Origin of the sequence: Nodosilinea sp. LEGE 06152, from assembly GCF_015207525.1 — a bacterium.
Classification (GTDB): domain Bacteria; phylum Cyanobacteriota; class Cyanobacteriia; order Phormidesmidales; family Phormidesmidaceae; genus Nodosilinea.
Genome location: NZ_JADEWR010000007.1, coordinates 136,329 through 153,120 on the forward strand (window position 1 = coordinate 136,329; position 16,792 = coordinate 153,120).

The 16,792-nt window shown below is 56.7% G+C and carries 13 protein-coding genes; 10 read left to right on the forward strand and 3 right to left on the reverse strand.

All coding sequences use genetic code 11. The features are described from left to right. The first annotated feature begins 67 nt into the window (after positions 1–67). From IQ265_RS11700 to IQ265_RS11705, 3 genes are read left to right on the forward strand one after another with little or no spacing between them, the layout of a single operon-like run. The gene (locus IQ265_RS11700) at positions 68–883 is read left to right on the forward strand and encodes an ABC transporter ATP-binding protein (protein ID WP_194053625.1); all 816 of its coding nucleotides are present in this window, start codon (positions 68–70) and stop codon (positions 881–883) included. A 44-nt stretch (positions 884–927) separates the two neighbouring features. Next, complete coding sequence (locus tag IQ265_RS28770) at positions 928–1,194, forward strand: hypothetical protein (protein WP_228037819.1); 267 nt, start codon at positions 928–930, stop codon at positions 1,192–1,194. 18 nt (positions 1,195–1,212) lie between these two features. Further along, positions 1,213–1,881: an iron-siderophore ABC transporter substrate-binding protein gene (locus IQ265_RS11705; RefSeq protein ID WP_228037820.1), complete on the forward strand. Its 669-nt coding sequence runs from the start codon at positions 1,213–1,215 to the stop codon at positions 1,879–1,881. 314 nt (positions 1,882–2,195) lie between these two features. On the opposite strand, the gene IQ265_RS11710 is transcribed toward IQ265_RS11705, so the two are convergent. Together IQ265_RS11710 and IQ265_RS11715 are read right to left on the reverse strand one after the other, a co-directional pair. Continuing rightward, the gene (locus IQ265_RS11710) at positions 2,196–4,721 is read right to left on the reverse strand and encodes a TonB-dependent receptor (protein WP_278002741.1); all 2,526 of its coding nucleotides are present in this window, start codon (positions 4,719–4,721) and stop codon (positions 2,196–2,198) included. A 102-nt stretch (positions 4,722–4,823) separates the two neighbouring features. Then, positions 4,824–5,834 (reverse strand): AraC family transcriptional regulator, encoded by a 1,011-nt coding sequence (locus IQ265_RS11715; RefSeq protein WP_194053633.1) that lies wholly within the window; start codon positions 5,832–5,834, stop codon positions 4,824–4,826. 275 nt (positions 5,835–6,109) lie between these two features. Here IQ265_RS11715 and IQ265_RS11720 point away from each other — a divergent pair, with 275 nt between their 5' ends. The 6 genes from IQ265_RS11720 to IQ265_RS11745 all read left to right on the forward strand — a co-directional run bounded on the left by IQ265_RS11720 (position 6,110) and on the right by IQ265_RS11745 (position 13,721). Then, positions 6,110–7,093, forward strand: a complete 984-nt coding sequence (locus IQ265_RS11720) for an AraC family transcriptional regulator (protein ID WP_194053634.1) — start codon at positions 6,110–6,112, stop codon at positions 7,091–7,093. Positions 7,094–7,370: 277 nt separating this feature from the next. Then, the gene (locus IQ265_RS11725; protein WP_228037821.1) at positions 7,371–9,872 is read left to right on the forward strand and encodes a TonB-dependent siderophore receptor; all 2,502 of its coding nucleotides are present in this window, start codon (positions 7,371–7,373) and stop codon (positions 9,870–9,872) included. 203 nt (positions 9,873–10,075) lie between these two features. Next, complete coding sequence (locus tag IQ265_RS11730; protein ID WP_347404952.1) at positions 10,076–10,879, forward strand: iron-siderophore ABC transporter substrate-binding protein; 804 nt, start codon at positions 10,076–10,078, stop codon at positions 10,877–10,879. 237 nt (positions 10,880–11,116) lie between these two features. Next, a complete protein-coding gene (locus IQ265_RS11735; protein WP_347404953.1) occupies positions 11,117–11,968 on the forward strand; it encodes an ABC transporter substrate-binding protein in 852 nt (283 codons plus the stop codon). A gap of 5 nt (positions 11,969–11,973) precedes the next feature. Continuing rightward, complete coding sequence (locus IQ265_RS11740) at positions 11,974–12,384, forward strand: DUF1636 domain-containing protein (protein ID WP_194053637.1); 411 nt, start codon at positions 11,974–11,976, stop codon at positions 12,382–12,384. 74 nt (positions 12,385–12,458) lie between these two features. Next, positions 12,459–13,721, forward strand: coding sequence for an MFS transporter (locus IQ265_RS11745; RefSeq protein ID WP_228037823.1), 1,263 nt, complete (start codon positions 12,459–12,461; stop codon positions 13,719–13,721). 61 nt (positions 13,722–13,782) lie between these two features. On the opposite strand, the gene IQ265_RS11750 is transcribed toward IQ265_RS11745, so the two are convergent. Then, on the reverse strand, positions 13,783–15,399 hold the full coding sequence (locus IQ265_RS11750; RefSeq protein WP_194053645.1) for a diguanylate cyclase: 1,617 nt from the start codon (positions 15,397–15,399) through the stop codon (positions 13,783–13,785). Between the two features lie 688 nt (positions 15,400–16,087). Here IQ265_RS11750 and IQ265_RS11755 point away from each other — a divergent pair. Then, positions 16,088–16,789, forward strand: a complete 702-nt coding sequence (locus tag IQ265_RS11755; RefSeq protein WP_194053647.1) for a DUF2834 domain-containing protein — start codon at positions 16,088–16,090, stop codon at positions 16,787–16,789. Positions 16,790–16,792: the final 3 nt, after the last annotated feature.

A 16,792-nucleotide genomic window follows, 5' to 3' on the forward strand; every position in this document is an offset into this window, starting at 1 on the left:
GAAACCCGAAACCCCAACTCTCCCACCCATCCACCCACCTACCCATCCACCCCTCCCCCCCTCCCCCATGCTCACCAATACCGCCACTCAAATCGCCCTCACCGCCCGCAAGCTCACGCTGGCCTACGACGGCAATGTGATCATTCAAGGGCTCGATCTCGCCATTCCCCAGGGACAGGTCACCACGCTGGTGGGGCCAAACGGCTGCGGTAAGTCCACTCTGCTGCGGGGGCTGGCGCGGCTGCTCAAGCCCCAGGGCGGTACGGTGTATTTGGATGGGGATGCGATCGCCCATCTGCCCACCAAAGAACTGGCCAAGCGCCTGGGCATTTTGCCCCAAAGCCCCGCTGCCCCCGAAGGGCTAACCGTGCGCGAACTGGTGGCCCAGGGCCGCTACCCCCACCAGAGCTGGCTGCAGCAGTGGTCAAAAGAGGATGAGCTGAAGGTGGAGGAGGCGATCGCCACCACCCACCTGCACGAGTTTGCCAACCGCCCCCTCGACACCCTCTCCGGCGGTCAGCGCCAGCGAGCCTGGATCGCCATGGCCCTGGCCCAAGACACCGAAACCCTACTGCTGGACGAACCCACCACCTACTTGGATCTAGCTCATCAAATCGAAGTGCTGGACTTGCTCTATCAGCTCAACCGCCAGGGAAATCGCACCATTGTCATGGTGCTCCACGACCTGAACATGGCCTGTCGCTACAGCCACCAGTTAATCGCGCTGCGGGAAGGGAATGTGCTGGCTCAGGGGTCGCCTCAGACAGTTGTAACGGAGGCACTGGTGCGCCAGGTGTTTGGGTTAGAGAGCCGCATCATTTGCGACCCGGTGGCCGGTACGCCCCTGTGCGTTCCGGTCAGCCCCTGCATGGAGCACGCCTGAATGTCTGGTGAGGCAGAGTAGTTTTTTGTGGTGGAGAGGAAGCGGTGAAACGCCAATCGATGGTCTGTGGTCTTGGCCTCTGCCTGGTGCTGGCTAGCTGTGCTGGTGTACCCTCTGGGTCTCAAGAAGCAGCCCAATCAGCGGCCCCAGCCGCCACCCAGCGCGCTGTGGGCCACGCCATGGGCAGTACCGCTGTCCCCAGCCGTCCGCAGCGGGTGGTGGTATTGACAAACGAGGCCACCGATATGGTGCTGGCCTTGGGGCTTACCCCGGTGGGTGCAGTCAAGTCGTGGTCGGGGGAGCCTTACTAAGACTACATTGCGGAAGAAATGACCGACGTACCCATTGTTGGCGACGAACTGCAGCCCAGCCTGGAGCAAATTGCAGCGCTACAGCCCGATCTCATCATCGGTAGCCAGGTGCGGCAGGGGCAAATCTATGATCAGTTGAGCGCGATCGCACCCACGGTTTTTTCAGAAACCATCGGCGAACCCTGGCAAGACAACCTGCGCCTCTACGGCAAAGCCCTCAACCGCGAAGCCGAAGCCGAAAAGCTGCTGGCCGACTGGAATGCTCGGGTGGCCGATCTGCTCCAGCAGTTCGCAGACCGCAATCTTCAGGTGTCTCTGGTGCGCTTTTTACCAGGCAATGCCCGCCTTTACCTGAAGGACTCATTCCCTGGACAAATCGTTCAGGAGGTGGGTCTCCAGCGGCCTCCCACACAATCTGAGGCCGGCTTCGCCCAGGAAGTTTCCCTTGAGCAGATTCCGCAGATGAATGGAGATGTCCTGTTCTACTTTACGGATGTCAGCTACGACGGCGGCCAATCGGCCAGCGACATCGCCCGGTCTTGGCTAAATCATCCCCTCTGGCAGCAGCTCGACGTTGTTCAGCAGGGCAAGGCCTACCCAGTCAGCGATGTCGTGTGGACCACTGCTGGCGGTATTCAGGCGGCACATTTGCTGCTGGATGATCTGGAGAAGCACTTGGCCGACTGACTATCCAAGCCAGCTGATCCGAAATCCGCATTGAGAAACCCTGGATAAAAACAGGGCCTCGTAGGGGCATTGCACTGTCCCTACAAACCGGGCGTAATATCAAATTTGACCGCAACCCCGATTCCAAACAGGTAGCCTGCGTAGGGGCAAACGGTGTTTGCCCAGTCCAACCGAGGGCAGCTAAGGCGGATTCAGTATAACCAAATAGGATTCGGTATGGTACTAAAACCTGGTTGCCTACCCCTGATTAGTCGGGGGCAAACAACCGTTTGCCCCTACGCCGATTCATACCTCAGTTCAGCAGTGCCTACCTCTCACCATTCAAACGAGTAGCCAATCCGCAGGAAGCGGCCTCTGCCGGCGGCGTTGCTCACCTCGCTGGGCTGAAGTTGCGACACGACAGGAAAGTAGTCGCTATTCAACAGATTGGCGATGCCGATTTCTAGCGTGCCGGGGCCAACGGCTAGCGCACTAATGTAGTCCATCGTGAAGTAGCTGCTGACGGCGCGCTGACCGAATACGGCCTCATCCGCAAACACATCGCGACTGCCGGAATAGATCGCCTGCAGGCGATTGCTCCAGCCGGGAGTAGTCTGGTTCTCCACGTAGGCCGTGAGTTTGAGCGGCGGAATGCGGAAACCATCTAGCGGGGTGTAGGTGCCGGTGTTGCCCCGGTCGATTTCGCCTGCGGCCCAGCTGGCGGTGCCGCCCAGTAGCCAGGTGTCGCTGAGCCGAGCATCGACCGTGGCTTCTACGCCGTAGACTCGCTCAGGAGCCCGCAGAATTTCGCCAGGGGCCGTAAACGTTGTCCCCAGCTCAGAGGTGTTGTAGAACCCAGCCAGCGATGCCTGAAGCCTAGGCCAGCTGCCGCGAAGGCCCAGTTCGTAATGGTTTACCCGCTGGGCTTCAGGCCGCAGGGTATTCACCGAAAAGCCCGCCGGAGCATTGCGCAGCACTAAGCCGACATCCGCCAGCGAAAACCCCTGGGCAAAGTTGGCAAACAGGCTGATGTCGTCGCTGAGATCGACGACACCGCCCAGGTTGAACAGGGTGGCATCGTAGGCCAGGTCGCCCCCTTGAACCGCGTTGCCTGCCAGGGTGGTGAAGTCATCCACCGTCAGGCCGACCCGCTCGTGGCGAACACCGCCCAGCAGGGCAACGCGATCGCTGATCTCCCAGTTAAGCTGGGCAAACAGGCCCAGGCTCGACTGGTTCAAGGGCGGCACCCAGAGACTCTCGCCAATGCGGCGAAAGGTCAACCCGCCGCTGGCATCGAATGCGGCTGGGTCAAAAATGTTGATGGGCTGGGAGGTGCGCTCGTTGTTATAGTCTGCTCCCCACAGCAGGCTGAGGGCTCCTTCGTTGGCCAGGGGCGTATTGAACTGGAGCCGCCCGCCATACTCTGTAGAATCGACCTCCGACTGAAAAATGACGCTGCCCAGGCTGGCAAAATCCCGTGCGTCGAAGGGCACAAAGCGGGTCAGGTAGTCGCGGTAGTAAAGCTGGCCCTGCAAGTCTCCCCCCAGCACATCGCTGTGGGTGTAGTCGAGGCTCAGTACGGTGTTGCGGTTCGTTTGGGGTGTATCTAAATCGAGTCCTGGGATGGCTCGGGACCGCTGCCGTCCCGGAACATCGGCAACACTGGGGTCGGTTGTAAAGCTGGTGGTCTGAACGGCGTTGTAGTGGTTGACCGTAAGCTGTAGCCGCTGATTTTCGGCAAAATCTACCCCAATTTTGCCCAACACGTTGAAGGTGTCTGTATCGGCCAAGCCGCCCTGGTCATTGGGATCAGGGGGAATGCGATCGCCCAGGGCATCAAAAAAGCCCCCGCTGTGGTCGTAGGAAAGGGTGAAGGCGTAGTCACTATCGTCGAGCCGACCGCCGAGGTACTGCTCTACGGTGCCCCCCAAGCTACCCGAAACATCGGCAAAATCTGTACTCAAACCCAGCCGGGTGCGGGCTACGGTGCCCTCTGCCGGTGCCGTGCGGGTGATGATGTTGATCACGCCCCCGGTTGCCCCGTCGCCATAGATAGCCGTGGGTCCCTGGATTACTTCAATTCGCTCGATGGCGCTGGGGTCAACAATCTCGAAATTGCGAAAGACGTTGCGGCTAGGGGTTTGGGGCACGCCATCAATAAGCACCAGCGTGTTGCGCCCTCGCAGCGACTGGCCAAACTGGCTGGAGCTGCCCGTAGACGGTGCCAGCCCCGGCACCAGCTGGCCCAAAATATCCCCCAGACCACGGGAAACCTGGGTTTGCTGGTCAATTTGCTCCCGCTCAATTACCGTTACCGATCGCGGCACGTCGGCGATCGCGGCCTCAGTTCGGGTGGCGGAAACCACAATTTGAATGGCCTCTTCTGCCGCCGCCGTGTCCGCCATGCCCGGCAGCACGCTAAACACCAGCCCCTGAGCGGCGGCCTGCACCTCGGCGGTGGGCGGGGCTTCCACGCCGGTAATGGCAACCCGCACCTGGCCGTCTCCCAGGTCGCTGACGCTGATCAAGGCAATCTCGTCCGATGGGCTGACCTGCTGCCAAGGCTCGCCCTCGGGCAGGGCCAGGGTGGCATTGGGAATATCGGCAATCAGCGCGTTGCCGGTGGTCTGGATAGTGGGAGCAGCCAGCTCCCCACCGGCGGTTTCTAGAATGACTCGGAAACCGGCTTCTGTCGGCTCCAGCCGCACTGCCGTTACCTGCACGGTAGCGGTTTGGGTCAGCTCTAGCGCCGCCGGTTGCCCCACCTCACTCTCCTGCGCCCTCAGCGGCATTTCCCAACCGCTCACCAAACTACCCGACAGGGCTAGCAACAGCCCCAGTTGCCACGACCGTAGACTCATTTCACGTCCTCCCACACTGCGTTCGTTTTGTTGCGAACCTTTCTTAATTAGCTGAGAAATCAGTGTAGGGATGGGAGTAGAGCCCTGTCTATCCAAAAACGGTCAGGATGATCCGAAAACGGACTTGCTCACCAAACACTCCCTCGGACTCACCCCAAACTGCTTGCGAAACGCGGCGGCAAAGTGTCCTAAATGGGTGTAGCCCACCTTGTTAGCGACTTCGGCCACGGTATAGTCGCCCTGCTGAAGTAGTTGTTCGGCTTTGACCATGCGCTGCTGCGTCAGGTAGCCAATGATGGTCATGCCGAAGCGATCGCGGAAGCCACGGCGGAGGGTGCGATCGCACAACCCCACCTGCTGCGCCAGCTCTGTCACCGAGGGCGGATTCTCAAGCTGGGCCGTTAGGATGGCTCGGGCCTGGTAGATACAGTCCACCGTACTGGGCTTGAGGGCGAGGGTCGGGGCTTTTGCGCCCTGGTCGGCTTGCAGAGCATCGATCTGAAACGCCAGCAGCTCAAACACCTTAGCCTGTAAGTAGAGCCGCCGAGCCGCGCCATAAAACGGACACCGCAGCATCTGCTGGGCCAGCGCCCGCATTGCAGACGTAACCGGAGGGAACCAGGCTGTTTTCCAGTCGTTGGGTTTGAGCAGAGACTGCCGTAGCGCTGGTGGCTGCCCCGTCAAAAACGCCTCGACCACATCGGGTCGCAGGTGAATGTTGATGCCTCGTATGTGGCGCGATCGCCCGTACCGCGCCACATACCCATGCGAAAGCCCGCTGCCCGACAGGTAGCCAACCCCCTCGCCCAGGGTCGGGTAGACATCGTCGTAGTCAACCACACCCGACAGCATGATGGTGAACTGCACCAAATGCTCATGCACCGGCACCCGCAGCGCCCAGGGCTGAGTGAATTCTTTGTCGATCAGGTCTAGCCATACCCCAGGCGATAGCTCCAGACAGCGGGTGCGGCCACGACCCAGGCGGGCGGGCAGCCAGTGACTGATCTCATAGTCCTCCCCTGCATCATCCACTGAGCTGCAAGAGGAGGGGGCAGATACAGAGGAACTTTGGCAAAGCTCGTCATAATCGGTTTCAGAAAGCAGCAGCGTCATAGTTGGCAGCCAGCGTTAAAAGCGGGTAAGGGCATCAAGCGAGGGCATCAGTTGTTTACTATAGCGTTAATGCAATTCGCTCCCAACTACCTGAAGCGCCTAGACTGCACCGTTTTTGGCAATCCTGCGCGCTTTAATGACAGGTAAACCACAGGGAGAAGGCTACAGGGGCAAGGGCATTGTGCAGACTGCCCCAAAACGCAGCTCTGGCTGCGATCGCAGTACTTATTGATATCTGATATCATCAGCTCACTATTGTTACGCAACGGCGATCCATGACGATCACCTTTCAGGACGGCGAATTGCGCCAGCGGCTGCGAGACCATGTTCAGAGCACGCAGCCCGAGCTTTTGGCGAACAGGCAAGACCAAACACTCACTTACCCCGACTGGTTAGGTACTGGCTATAAGCGCGATATTGAGCTGCCCAGCGGTATTGATCTAACCCTGCACCGCTACCGTTTGCACAAAGATTTAGTGCAAGTTTGTTCATCAGAACAAAGCGACTGTTTCGAATTTGTGTTTGGCCTCACAGCCCACAGCCAATACAACGAAGGGCCTGTGTTTAGCGATCGCCAAGCCCATTTACTCGGCCCAGAAACTCAAGACAGCCGATGGCGAGAATTTGCCGATCACGACTATTTGGCCGTAGACATTCACCTCGATCCACCCCTGCTGGCAGCGTTGAGCGAAGGTCACAGCACCAGGCTGCCCAATACGCTGCAACAAATGCTGGCAGGGGAGCGCAACTCCCCCTTCATCGACCCAATTGCGATCACCCCAGCAATGCAGACGGCCCTCTGGCAAATCTTGCAGTGCCCCTACCAGGGGCTGACCCAAACCCTTTACCTGGAGGCCAAATCCCTCGAACTGATCGCCCTGTTTCTAGACGCCATTGACGGCAGCACCGCGCAGACGGCCCTCCAACGAGACGATCTAGAGCGCATTCATCAGGCGCGGCAAATTTTGCAAAGCAACCTGCAAACCCCCCCTTCCTTGCTCGATTTGGCACGGCAGGTAGGCCTCAACGATCGCAAGCTCAAAGAAGGGTTTCGCCAGGCCTTTAACACCACTGTGTTCGGCTATCTCACCCAGCAGCGCATGGAAAAAGCCTGTCAGCTTTTGGTGCAACAGCGATCGGTTGCAGCGGTTGCGGCGATCGTGGGCTATGCCAGCCCGACGGCCTTTAGCGGTGCCTTTCGGCGCAAGTTTGGCATGACGCCCAAGGCATATCAGCTAGCCAACTGCCGAGGTGCTTAGGGGTTTGGTTTTGGGCGCAAGTTTTATACCAGTCGTCCAAATCACCAGGCATCAACTAAAGGATGAGAACTGTAGGGTGCATCCGCAGCGATGCACCATCTTAGAGCCTAGGTATCAAGAAGAACCCGATACCCAAAAAGTCCCGATCGAAGAGAAAAAAGTCCCGGTCGCAGAGAAAAGCCCTCGCTAAACCCAATAGTCTAAACCTCATCTATTGAGAATACTTCTCGTTTGCAAGCGCCGACGAACTCGGCGGCTAGTTGTGGTGTGAGGAATGATGACTTCAAAGTTGGGCTTTGGGCTGTTTGTAATGGGTCTGCTGGCGGGCGTAACCGCTCCGTCGGCTGGGGCATCGCCACTTCAAGAATCTGAGCCAGCCCCGGCGGCACTCACCGTAGAGGAGTGGATCGCCCAGGGGCAGGCCAGTGCCACAGCGGTGATTACCGACGTGCAAATCGCAGATGCCCCCGAGGGGTTGAGAATTGAGCTGATCAGCGATCGCCCCCTCAACGCAGAATCTTCGCGGATAGAGGGCAACGCGCTAATTACCGACATTCCCAATGCGGTGCTCGAGTTGGTGAATCAAGCTGCCGCAGAGCAGTTTGCCCCTGCCGAAGGCATTGCCCTGGTGCAGATAACCAGCCTGCCCGACGGCACTGTGCGAGTCGCCATCACCGGCACCGACGGCCCACCCACCGCCCAGATTGGCACAGCCGCAGAAAATTTGGTCTTTAACGTAGCGCCAGGAGTAGCCCAACTTGACGGTGCTGACAATGCCATTCAAATTGGGGTAACGGGTCAGGGGCAGCCAGATTACCGCGTTCCCAACGCCGCGGTCGGCAGCAGAACCGATACCCCCCTGCGCGATCTACCCTTCTCTGTGCAGGTAGTGCCCCAAGAACTATTAGAAGATCGTCAGGTACAAAGCGTTAACGAAGCCCTTCGCACGGTTGTTGGCATCAGCCCCGACAACCCGTCTCAGTCGGCTTTTGAGGGCTATACCATTCGTGGTTTTTCGGGTAGAAATATCCTGCGCAACGGGCTGCGCGATGACACCAACATTACCTCCCGCATTGCGATTCCCAACATTGAGCGCATTGAAGTGTTGCGAGGCCCGGCGGGGGCTCTGTTTAGCCAGGGTGCTCCCGGCGGCACCGTCAACATTGTGACCAAAAAGCCCTTGGCGACCCCCCACTATATTGTGGAAGGAACGATTGGCAACTTCGACACCTACGGCGGCTCCATAGACTTTACCGGGCCGCTCAACCAGTCTGAAACTCTGCTCTACCGGCTCACCGCAGGCGCGTCTAGTTCGTCAACCTTCATTGATTTTTTTGAGCGCCGCAATTACGTCATTGCGCCCGTCATTAGCTGGCAGGTTGGCCCCAATACTCAGGTCAATTTTGAAGGGGAATACACCATTTCTGAACAGCCCAACGATCGCGGGCTACCTGCCGTAGGTACCGTTCTGCCCAACATCAATGGGCAGCTGCCCCGCAATCGCTTTATCGGTGAACCCAACGATGAGCTAGACAAAAACAACCGCTACGTGCTGCGGCTTGGCTACACGCTTGAGCACCAGATCAACCCCGACTGGCAGCTACAAAACTCATTTCGGGCCAGTTTTCAGCGGACTCCCCAAAATTCACTTTTTCCCACGGATCTGCTTGCCGATCAGCGCACTCTAGAACGAAGCATTTTCAGCACTAGCGATCAATCTCAGGATAACTACTCCTTTGATACCAGCCTGACGGGTAGGGTACAGACGGGCAGCATTTCGCACCGGCTTTTACTAGGTTTTGATGTCAACCGCGACATCTACGCGAGCAGCGCTCAAGAATTTAGCCTTGACCCAATCGATATTTTTAACCCGGTGTATGGGGTAGCTCAGCGGCAGTTCATCGCCGACTACCCGAGAGAACCCTTCATTACCAACTCGGTGGGGGTGTATCTGCAAGATCAAATTGACCTGCTGCCGCAGCTAAAACTACTGCTGGGGGGGCGCTTCGACCTGGTGAGCCAGCAAACGCTCTTTGCCGATGGCACAGAGACATTTCAGGACGATACGGCGTTTAGCCCCCGACTGGGCATCGTCTACCAACCCAGTGACGAGCACGCTCTCTATGCCAGCTACAGCCGCTCATTTTTGCAAAGCGTGGGCACCGCCTTTGACAACACGCTGTTTGAGCCCGAGCGCGGCAATCAGTATGAGGTCGGCATTAAGTCAGACTGGCTCAACAACCGACTTTCGACTACCCTGGCGCTTTATCAAATCACGCGAACGAATGTGTTAACTGAAGACCCCATTAACCCCAACTTCTCGGTGCAGACGGGGGAGCAAAGAAGTCGTGGGGTTGAACTCACAGCCACGGGTGAAATTTTGCCGGGATGGAACATTGTGGCGGGCTACGCCTACACCGATGCCCAAATTACGGCAGATAACACGTTAGCTGTGGGCAATCGCCTCAACAATGTGCCAGAGCACGCCGCTAGCCTCTGGACAACCTACGAAATTCAGGAGGGGTCGCTCCAGGGTTTGGGCTTTGGGCTGGGGTTGTTTTATGTGGGCGATCGCCAGGGCGATCTAGACAATTCTTTCCGGGTGCCCGGCTATACCCGCACCGATGCCTCGGTGTTTTATAAACGAGAAAATTTTCGGGTGGGGCTAAACCTTGAGAACCTGTTTAATATCACTTACTTTGAAGCCGCCGAAAGCCCTCTGCGCGTTTTTTACGGCGCACCGTTTACTGTCAGAGGCACGGTTTCCTGGTCGTTTTAGGCGCGCTGAATAGGTAATTTAAGGATGCCAAGCTTATGATCTATAAATCCTGGCGGCAACGCATTCAACTGTTCCTAGCCGGAGTTTTGATAGCAGCTCTGATCCAAAGTTGTACGGGTTCAGGCAGTCCACCGTCTGCAACACCATCAGCGCCCGAGGCATCAAACTGCCGCATGGTTCGCCATGCTCTAGGGGAAACCTGTGTGCCCAATCAGCCGCAGCGCGTGATTACCTTGAGCGTGCCCAGCCTGGGGGATGCGATTGCCCTGGGGGTCAAACCGATCGCCACCATCGTCTATTTTGACGAACCGCCGCCTTACCTGGCGGAGCATCTAAACTCCATTCAAACATTGGGCCAGGAAGAGCAACCTAGCCTTGAAAAGATTGTGGCCCTCAAACCCGATCTGATCATTGGCACTAAGTACTCTGCCGAAACCATTTACAGCCAGCTAGCGCAGATTGCCCCCACAGTCGTTGATGATTGGGAGGGGTATCCCTCCTGGCGAGGTCACTTTGGCTTTGTCGCTGACGTGTTGGGGAAATCGGATTTGGCCCAGGAGGTCTGGAGTCGCTACTATCAACGCATTGAGTCGCTAAAGACCGCCCTGGAAAAGAAGCAGCAAAACCTAGAAGTCTCCTTTGTTCACACCTGCTGTGGCACGATTGATTTGGACTTAAAAAACTCTTTTAACGGCAGCATCTTGGCCGACGCAGGGCTACGTCGGCCACCGGCTCAGGCCGTCGACGGCGGCATTGTGAAGCTATCTGAGGAACGATTGATGGATATCGACGGCGATGTGCTGTTTGTTGCTACCGACGGTTCCGAAGCAGCAGAGACCATGGCCAAACTCAAGCAAAATCCACTATGGCAACAGCTAAGGGCGGTGCAAAACGATCGGGTTTACTCAGTCAACTATCCAACCTGGAGAGGCGGCAATCCCCTGGCCGCCGATGGGGTAATCGATGACTTGTTCACCTATTTAGTGGAAGATACGCCGCCAACTTAATTAGCACATTTCGTGAGTATCGTCTCTGTTCTAGCTGTTTCAACACTGATGAAGAAGCTCTTTCGCTCCTGCAAATTTTTGCTCTTGGGCATGCTAGCTTGTGTTTGGGTGACAGCCTGTGTGTCGCCAACTTCGACCCCATCGTCACCAGTAACCTCTGATTTAGGGGAGAACTGTCGCACGGTAGAGCATGAGCGAGGGGAAACCACAATTTGTGGACAGCCTGAAAGGATAGCGGTGCTCAGCCCACACATTTTAGATATTGTGTTGGCGCTGGGAGCACAGCCCGCTGCCTATGCCGAAACCGTAGCGCTCGGCGTGGAGAAATTTGATCAACCCGCTGAGCAAATTCCCTACCTGGGCGATCGCATCTCGACCCAGCCCGTGAACCTGGGCGATCGCAAAAATCCCTCCCTCGAAAAACTCACCCTGCTTAAGCCCGATCTAATTTTGAGCGAAGACTGGCTGGCCGGCGACAACTACCGCTTGCTGTCACAAATCGCCCCCACCATGCTGTTTAGCGACGAAAAAGATGGGATGCAACACTGGCGTAATGATATCGATGGCATTGCTAAATCCCTGGGACGAGAAGATGTGGTTGAGCAGGTAAAAGCCGATGTTTCACAGCAGTTAGAGGAGGCCCGTCAAGCCCTAGCGCCGGTCGTAGAAACCTGGCCAAAAGTCCTGATTCTATCTGTCAATAGCGCCATAACCGATCTGGCGATCGCCGCCGACAGCACGGTTGGCTACTTGCTCGAAGAAATTGGCTTTCAGCTCGTGTTTCCTGGGTCGACCATCGCTGGAGAAGCTCGATGGCAGCAAACATCGCCAGAAATCTTGCCGACTCTAGATGCCGATATTGCCATCGTCATCGGTTGGGATGCTTCAGAGCTTTACAATCCGGAAGCAAAGCTGAAAGAAAACTGGAGCAAAACCTCAGTTTTGAGAGACATGCCTGCGGCTAAAGCCAATCGAATTTTCTTTGTTGATTATCAGCTCTGGGGCAGCATTACCCGAGGCCCGATCACCGATGAGTTGATACTAAAAAAGCTGCCTGAGATGTTGTTACCTCTACTTCCTAATTTGTGAACACCATGCCAAACTCTACGCTTTTTGTCTGTCGCTCCTGCCATCAGTCAGAGCAACGACCTCCAGAACAGCCCGCAGATGGAGCAGTTTTGTGCGATCGCATTCAAGCTCTGCACCAGAGCTGGTCGCGCCAGTCGGAGCTAGAGGTGCGCGGCGTAGACTGTCTGTGGACCTGCGACCATCCCTGCTCTATTGCGTTGGCGGCAGACCACAGGCCAACCTACGCCCTGGCAAAAGTCTTAGTCAAGGGAGAAAATCATGCCGACATTGCCGAGGCAGTTCTGCAACTGAGTGAGCGCTATCTCGACAGCAAGAGCGGCATCATTCCCTGGAAACAGTTTCCAGAAGTCTTAAAAACTGAGTTTATTGCCTGTGTTCCATCTTCAAAGTCGAGTGATTCAGGCGAAGCATTCTAGGGCTATACATTAAGTTTGTGCGTACGTTTACAACTATTTGGTTCGGTCAACTCGTATCTACCATTGGTAGCTATATGACCGAGTTTGCCCTGACTCTCTGGGTCTGGGAATCAACCGGATCGGCCACCGCCGTGGCGCTGCTAGGGTTCTTTTCTCAAATTCCTCGGATTCCTATTACCCTATTTGCCGGGCTAATTGTCGATTCTCCTACGGCGCGGCTGCGCGATCGCCTTACCCGCAAACGACTGATGATGCTGGGAGATGCCGTTGCCGCTCTATCTACCGTCGGTATTGGTCTGCTCTACCTGAGCGACAGCTTACACATCTGGCATCTGTATTTAGCGGCGACTTTCAACGGTGGCTTTAGCCAGATCCAGAGTTTGGCCTATCAGACCTCAATTTCGACACTGGTGCCCCCCGCCCAGCTGCTTCGGGCCAACAGCATGAACTCGGTGGTGCACTACGGAGCCGCCATTCTTGGCCCTGCCCTGGCCGGAGTGCTCTATCCGCTGGTGGGCCTGCTGGGGATTGTGGGAATCGATCTGGTGAGTTTTGGAGTGGCGATCGCCACCCTCTGCACCTGCCACATTCCCCAGCCGCCGCTGCGAGCCGAGGCTGAACTCGAAACCCTCTTTGCCAAGCTCACCTTTGGCTTTCGCGAAGTGTGGCGACAGCCCACCCTGCGGGCTTTGCTGCTGATCAGCGCGCTGTTCTGGTTCTTCCACGATTTTGGTGGGGCGATCTATGACCCGATGATTTTGGCTCGCTCGAACGGCAGCGCTGTGGTTTTGGCCAGTACCGCCTCGGCAGCGGGCCTAGGCGGTGTGATCGGAGCGGTTTTGCTCAGCGTTTGGGGCGGACCAAAGCGCCGAGTGACGGGTATGCTGGCCGGGTTTGTGGGGGCGGGTTTAAGCAAAACGGTATTTGGGCTGGGGCGATCGCCGCGAATCTGGGTGCCCGCCCAGTTTTGCTCCTCGCTCAACTTTCCGCTGCTGGGCAGCTCCGAAACCGCCCTCTGGATGGAAAAAATTGCCCCAGAACAGCAGGGCCGGGTCTTTGCGGCCAATGCCCTGGTGTTGCAGGTGGTCAGCGCTGGGGCTACCCTGATGGCTGGTCCCCTGGCCGATCGCATACTAGAGCCAGCCATGGTTCCTACAGGACATTTGGCCAACCTGCTCGGCGGCGTGGTGGGTACCGGCCCCGGCGCAGGTATGGCGCTGCTGTACGTGGTCTGCGCGCTGGCTATGGTCGGGGTGGGCCTGGTGGGCTACTGGATACCTGAACTCAAGCGCCTCGAACACCCGCTGCCAAAACCCGATCGAGCTACACCAGGCTAGGTTGTGGCGTTGGCCCGATGGCTGAGCCACAGACTGATGGCTAAAAAGCTCAATATTGCACTTACTCGCCGCAGACTGTTCGATCGCGCCCTGCCTGCTTGGCTCGATAGAGGGCCTCGTCGGCCGCCGCTATCAACGTTTGCAGAGAAGTATCGCGGCTGGGAATTTGGCAGGCTACACCCAAGCTAACGGTGACATACACCGTCTCGGTAGGGGTTTCAAAATTGACAATATTGAGGTTGCGAATGCTGGTGCGAATGGCTTCGGCCAGAATGACGGCACCCGCCAGGTCGGTCTGGGGTAAGACCACCGCAAACTCCTCACCGCCGTAGCGGGCCAGCACATCCGTTGCTCGGTTGATTACCTGCAGACTGGTTTGAGCCACGGTGACCAAACAATCATCTCCAGCGGGGTGGCCGTGGCGATCGTTGAACTGTTTGAAGTAATCGACGTCAAGCATAATCAGCGAGAGGGGCAAACGGCTGCGGCCCATGCGCTTCCATTCGCGCTGCAGCACGGTATCGAAGTAGCGACGATTGGCGATCTGGGTTAGCTCGTCGCGGTGGCTCAGGTCTTTTAGGCGCTGGTTGGCTTGCTCTAGGGCCTGGTTAGTTTCGCTCAGGCGTCGGGCCTGGTACTGCACCTGGGCCAACAGATCGGCCTGCTGCACCGCGATCGCCAGCTGATCGGCCACCTGTTCGAGTAGCTCCGCTTCGCCCAGTTCCCACTGGCGACAGGTTGCACAGGTTTGAATAATGAGGAGGCCCCATAGATTGCCTGCCCCATCGGGCTGGGGTTGCAGCACAGGAACCACGATCGCTGACTTGGCCGCCATCAGCTCTATCCAGCGATTCATGCAAAAATCTTCTACTTCGGCTCCCAAATCGGGGATCGCTTTGACCGTGCCCTGGCCGTAGTAGCGATGGCAGCTCTGCCGCAGCCCGTCTGCCTGCCACTGCCGCAAATCAGGGGCAATGGGGCAGGTCGGCTGGGACGTGCTTTGAACGATTTCTCCCGCGTGGTCGGAGGTAAATTGAAATATAAGCGTGCGATCGACCCGTAGGTAGCCCTGCACCTCCTCCGTAGCGGTGGCAAGAATGCTCTGTAGATCTAGGGTTTGCCGAATTTTTTGGGTAATTTGCCCCAGAGTGTGCTCGCGCTCGGCCTTGCGCTGGAGGGCGATTTCTGCGGCTTTGCGATCGCTGAGGTCTTGAATTAGCGCAAAATAGCCCTGTACTGCACCATCTATGTTGTAATCGGGAACCAGCGTGCCCTGAACGTAGCGATGCCCCGCCGTATAGGGCATAACGGCCTCATAAACCACACGCTCTCCGGCCAGGGCGCGATCGACGTTGGGTTTAGCTCTTTGGTACGCCTCCGCACCGATCACCGCTTCGATCGGCTGGCCATAGATATCCTCGGGCCTAATGCCAAACCAGGCTTGATAAGTTGTATTGGCATACTGGTAACAGCGGTTTTGATCGATATACGAGATACAAACCGGCATCGAATCCATCAGCTGTTGCAGCAGATGGAGCTGAGCATAAACCTGAATCTGCTTGTTGACTGTAGCTTCGTGCCGCCATGCCGCTGGCGGCAAATTGGCATCCGTAGAATCTGGCGTGATCTCATTCCAAAAGCGAGGAGTATCGTATTTTCCCTGAGATGCCTCGGCCATGGAAAAAACCTTCAAAATTGCAGTAATGAGGCAAAATACCCACAGAAGCCCGTTATGCCTCACTTACTATCCCTTTATCCAGACGGCAAACTCCAACGATTTAGAGAGCTATTGCTGGCAAAAAATATAGTAGAGTACATCCTCACAAAAAAAAGCTGAAATCATACCTCCCCTTGGGATTGAAATTTAGGAAAATATCATAGCGCTAAGGCACGTTGCTTACCCCTCCCTCAAAGGCAAGCAGCTCCGAGCGGCTATGACCAGCGCAAGAGTGGCTCGGTTAGCGATGGCCCGTTGACCAGAAGGGCGCTGCCCAACGCCTTGCGATCGCTGACATGTTAGTAACTAGCGCCAAAGAACGCCTCACCACCTGAGCAGACGATTGAGCTAGATGCCCCTCGGTAAGAGGTGCCCGCCGACACCAATTCTCCCAACTGATGCCACCTATCGCTGGCTTTAGCTCCGCTCGGCCAGCGTTCCCTGAGCAAGCCGTTGGCGAAGCCGCCCCAGAGGAGCTGAGGAACACTGGTGGCGCTGACCAAGAAAATCGGTATGAGCGGGCTACGCTCAGCAAGCGTTATTCTTCTCGAAAACACCTCCTACGGCTATTTAGAACCCTTACTTAGATAGAGCACAAAGCCCCTCAGCTCATTTAACAATCAAACTCATTCATACATTTAAAAACTACATGGGTAGACGGTTAGTGCTGGCCGCTATTTGGATTGGGTTTGTCGGCTACGTTCTCTGGCTGGCACCGCTCGATCGCCCCTACACCTGGACCTTTGCCCGTCACATAGTGACGCTGCACTGGGGCGAGATCAATGCATACCTGCTGGCCATTTTTTGGCTGATGGGGGTCTGGCCTATGACCTATGCCTGCCTCATGTTTGCCGATGGCCACATGCAGCCTTTTCCAGCCTGGCCTTTTTTCGTTGGCTCAAATTTTACCGGGGTGATTTGCCTGTTGCCCTACTTGCTGGTGCGGCAGAGCAACCACACTTTCTACGGCAAAAAAGACGAGTGGCTGAGCCTATTAGACAGGCGATCAACCGGCGTTGGGCTGTTAATAACTGCGATCGCGCTGATTGCCTTTGCGGTTATTACTGGCGATTGGGCCGACTTTTGGGCGCAGTTTCATACCTACGCTTTTGTCCACTTGATCACCTTAGATTTTTGCCTGATGGGCGTTATTTTTCCGCTAACGTCGCTGCTCGACGATGACATGCAGCGGCGCGGAGTTGACCCAGACCGGTGGTTCTGGCCGATCGCGCTAGTGCCCCTGTTCGGCCCGCTGATGTATCTGTGCTGGCGGCCTCAGCTACCGGATAGTGACCAGCAATTCGCTCGATTCGCTGATTCAAATGCTGTCCTGCATCCGCAGGAAGAATAATTT

Excerpts from the sequence above, each read along its gene's own strand:
- IQ265_RS11700 (WP_194053625.1), top strand. The coding sequence starts at position 68 with ATGCTCACCAATACCGCCACTCAAATCGCCCTCACCGCCCGCAAGCTC.
- IQ265_RS11705 (WP_228037820.1), top strand. The coding sequence starts at position 1,213 with ATGACCGACGTACCCATTGTTGGCGACGAACTGCAGCCCAGCCTGGAG.
- IQ265_RS11710 (WP_278002741.1), bottom strand. The coding sequence starts at position 4,721 with ATGAGTCTACGGTCGTGGCAACTGGGGCTGTTGCTAGCCCTGTCGGGT.
- IQ265_RS11715 (WP_194053633.1), bottom strand. The coding sequence starts at position 5,834 with ATGACGCTGCTGCTTTCTGAAACCGATTATGACGAGCTTTGCCAAAGT.
- IQ265_RS11720 (WP_194053634.1), top strand. The coding sequence starts at position 6,110 with ATGACGATCACCTTTCAGGACGGCGAATTGCGCCAGCGGCTGCGAGAC.
- IQ265_RS11725 (WP_228037821.1), top strand. The coding sequence starts at position 7,371 with ATGACTTCAAAGTTGGGCTTTGGGCTGTTTGTAATGGGTCTGCTGGCG.
- IQ265_RS11740 (WP_194053637.1), top strand. The coding sequence starts at position 11,974 with ATGCCAAACTCTACGCTTTTTGTCTGTCGCTCCTGCCATCAGTCAGAG.
- IQ265_RS11745 (WP_228037823.1), top strand. The coding sequence starts at position 12,459 with ATGACCGAGTTTGCCCTGACTCTCTGGGTCTGGGAATCAACCGGATCG.
- IQ265_RS11750 (WP_194053645.1), bottom strand. The coding sequence starts at position 15,399 with ATGGCCGAGGCATCTCAGGGAAAATACGATACTCCTCGCTTTTGGAAT.
- IQ265_RS11755 (WP_194053647.1), top strand. The coding sequence starts at position 16,088 with ATGGGTAGACGGTTAGTGCTGGCCGCTATTTGGATTGGGTTTGTCGGC.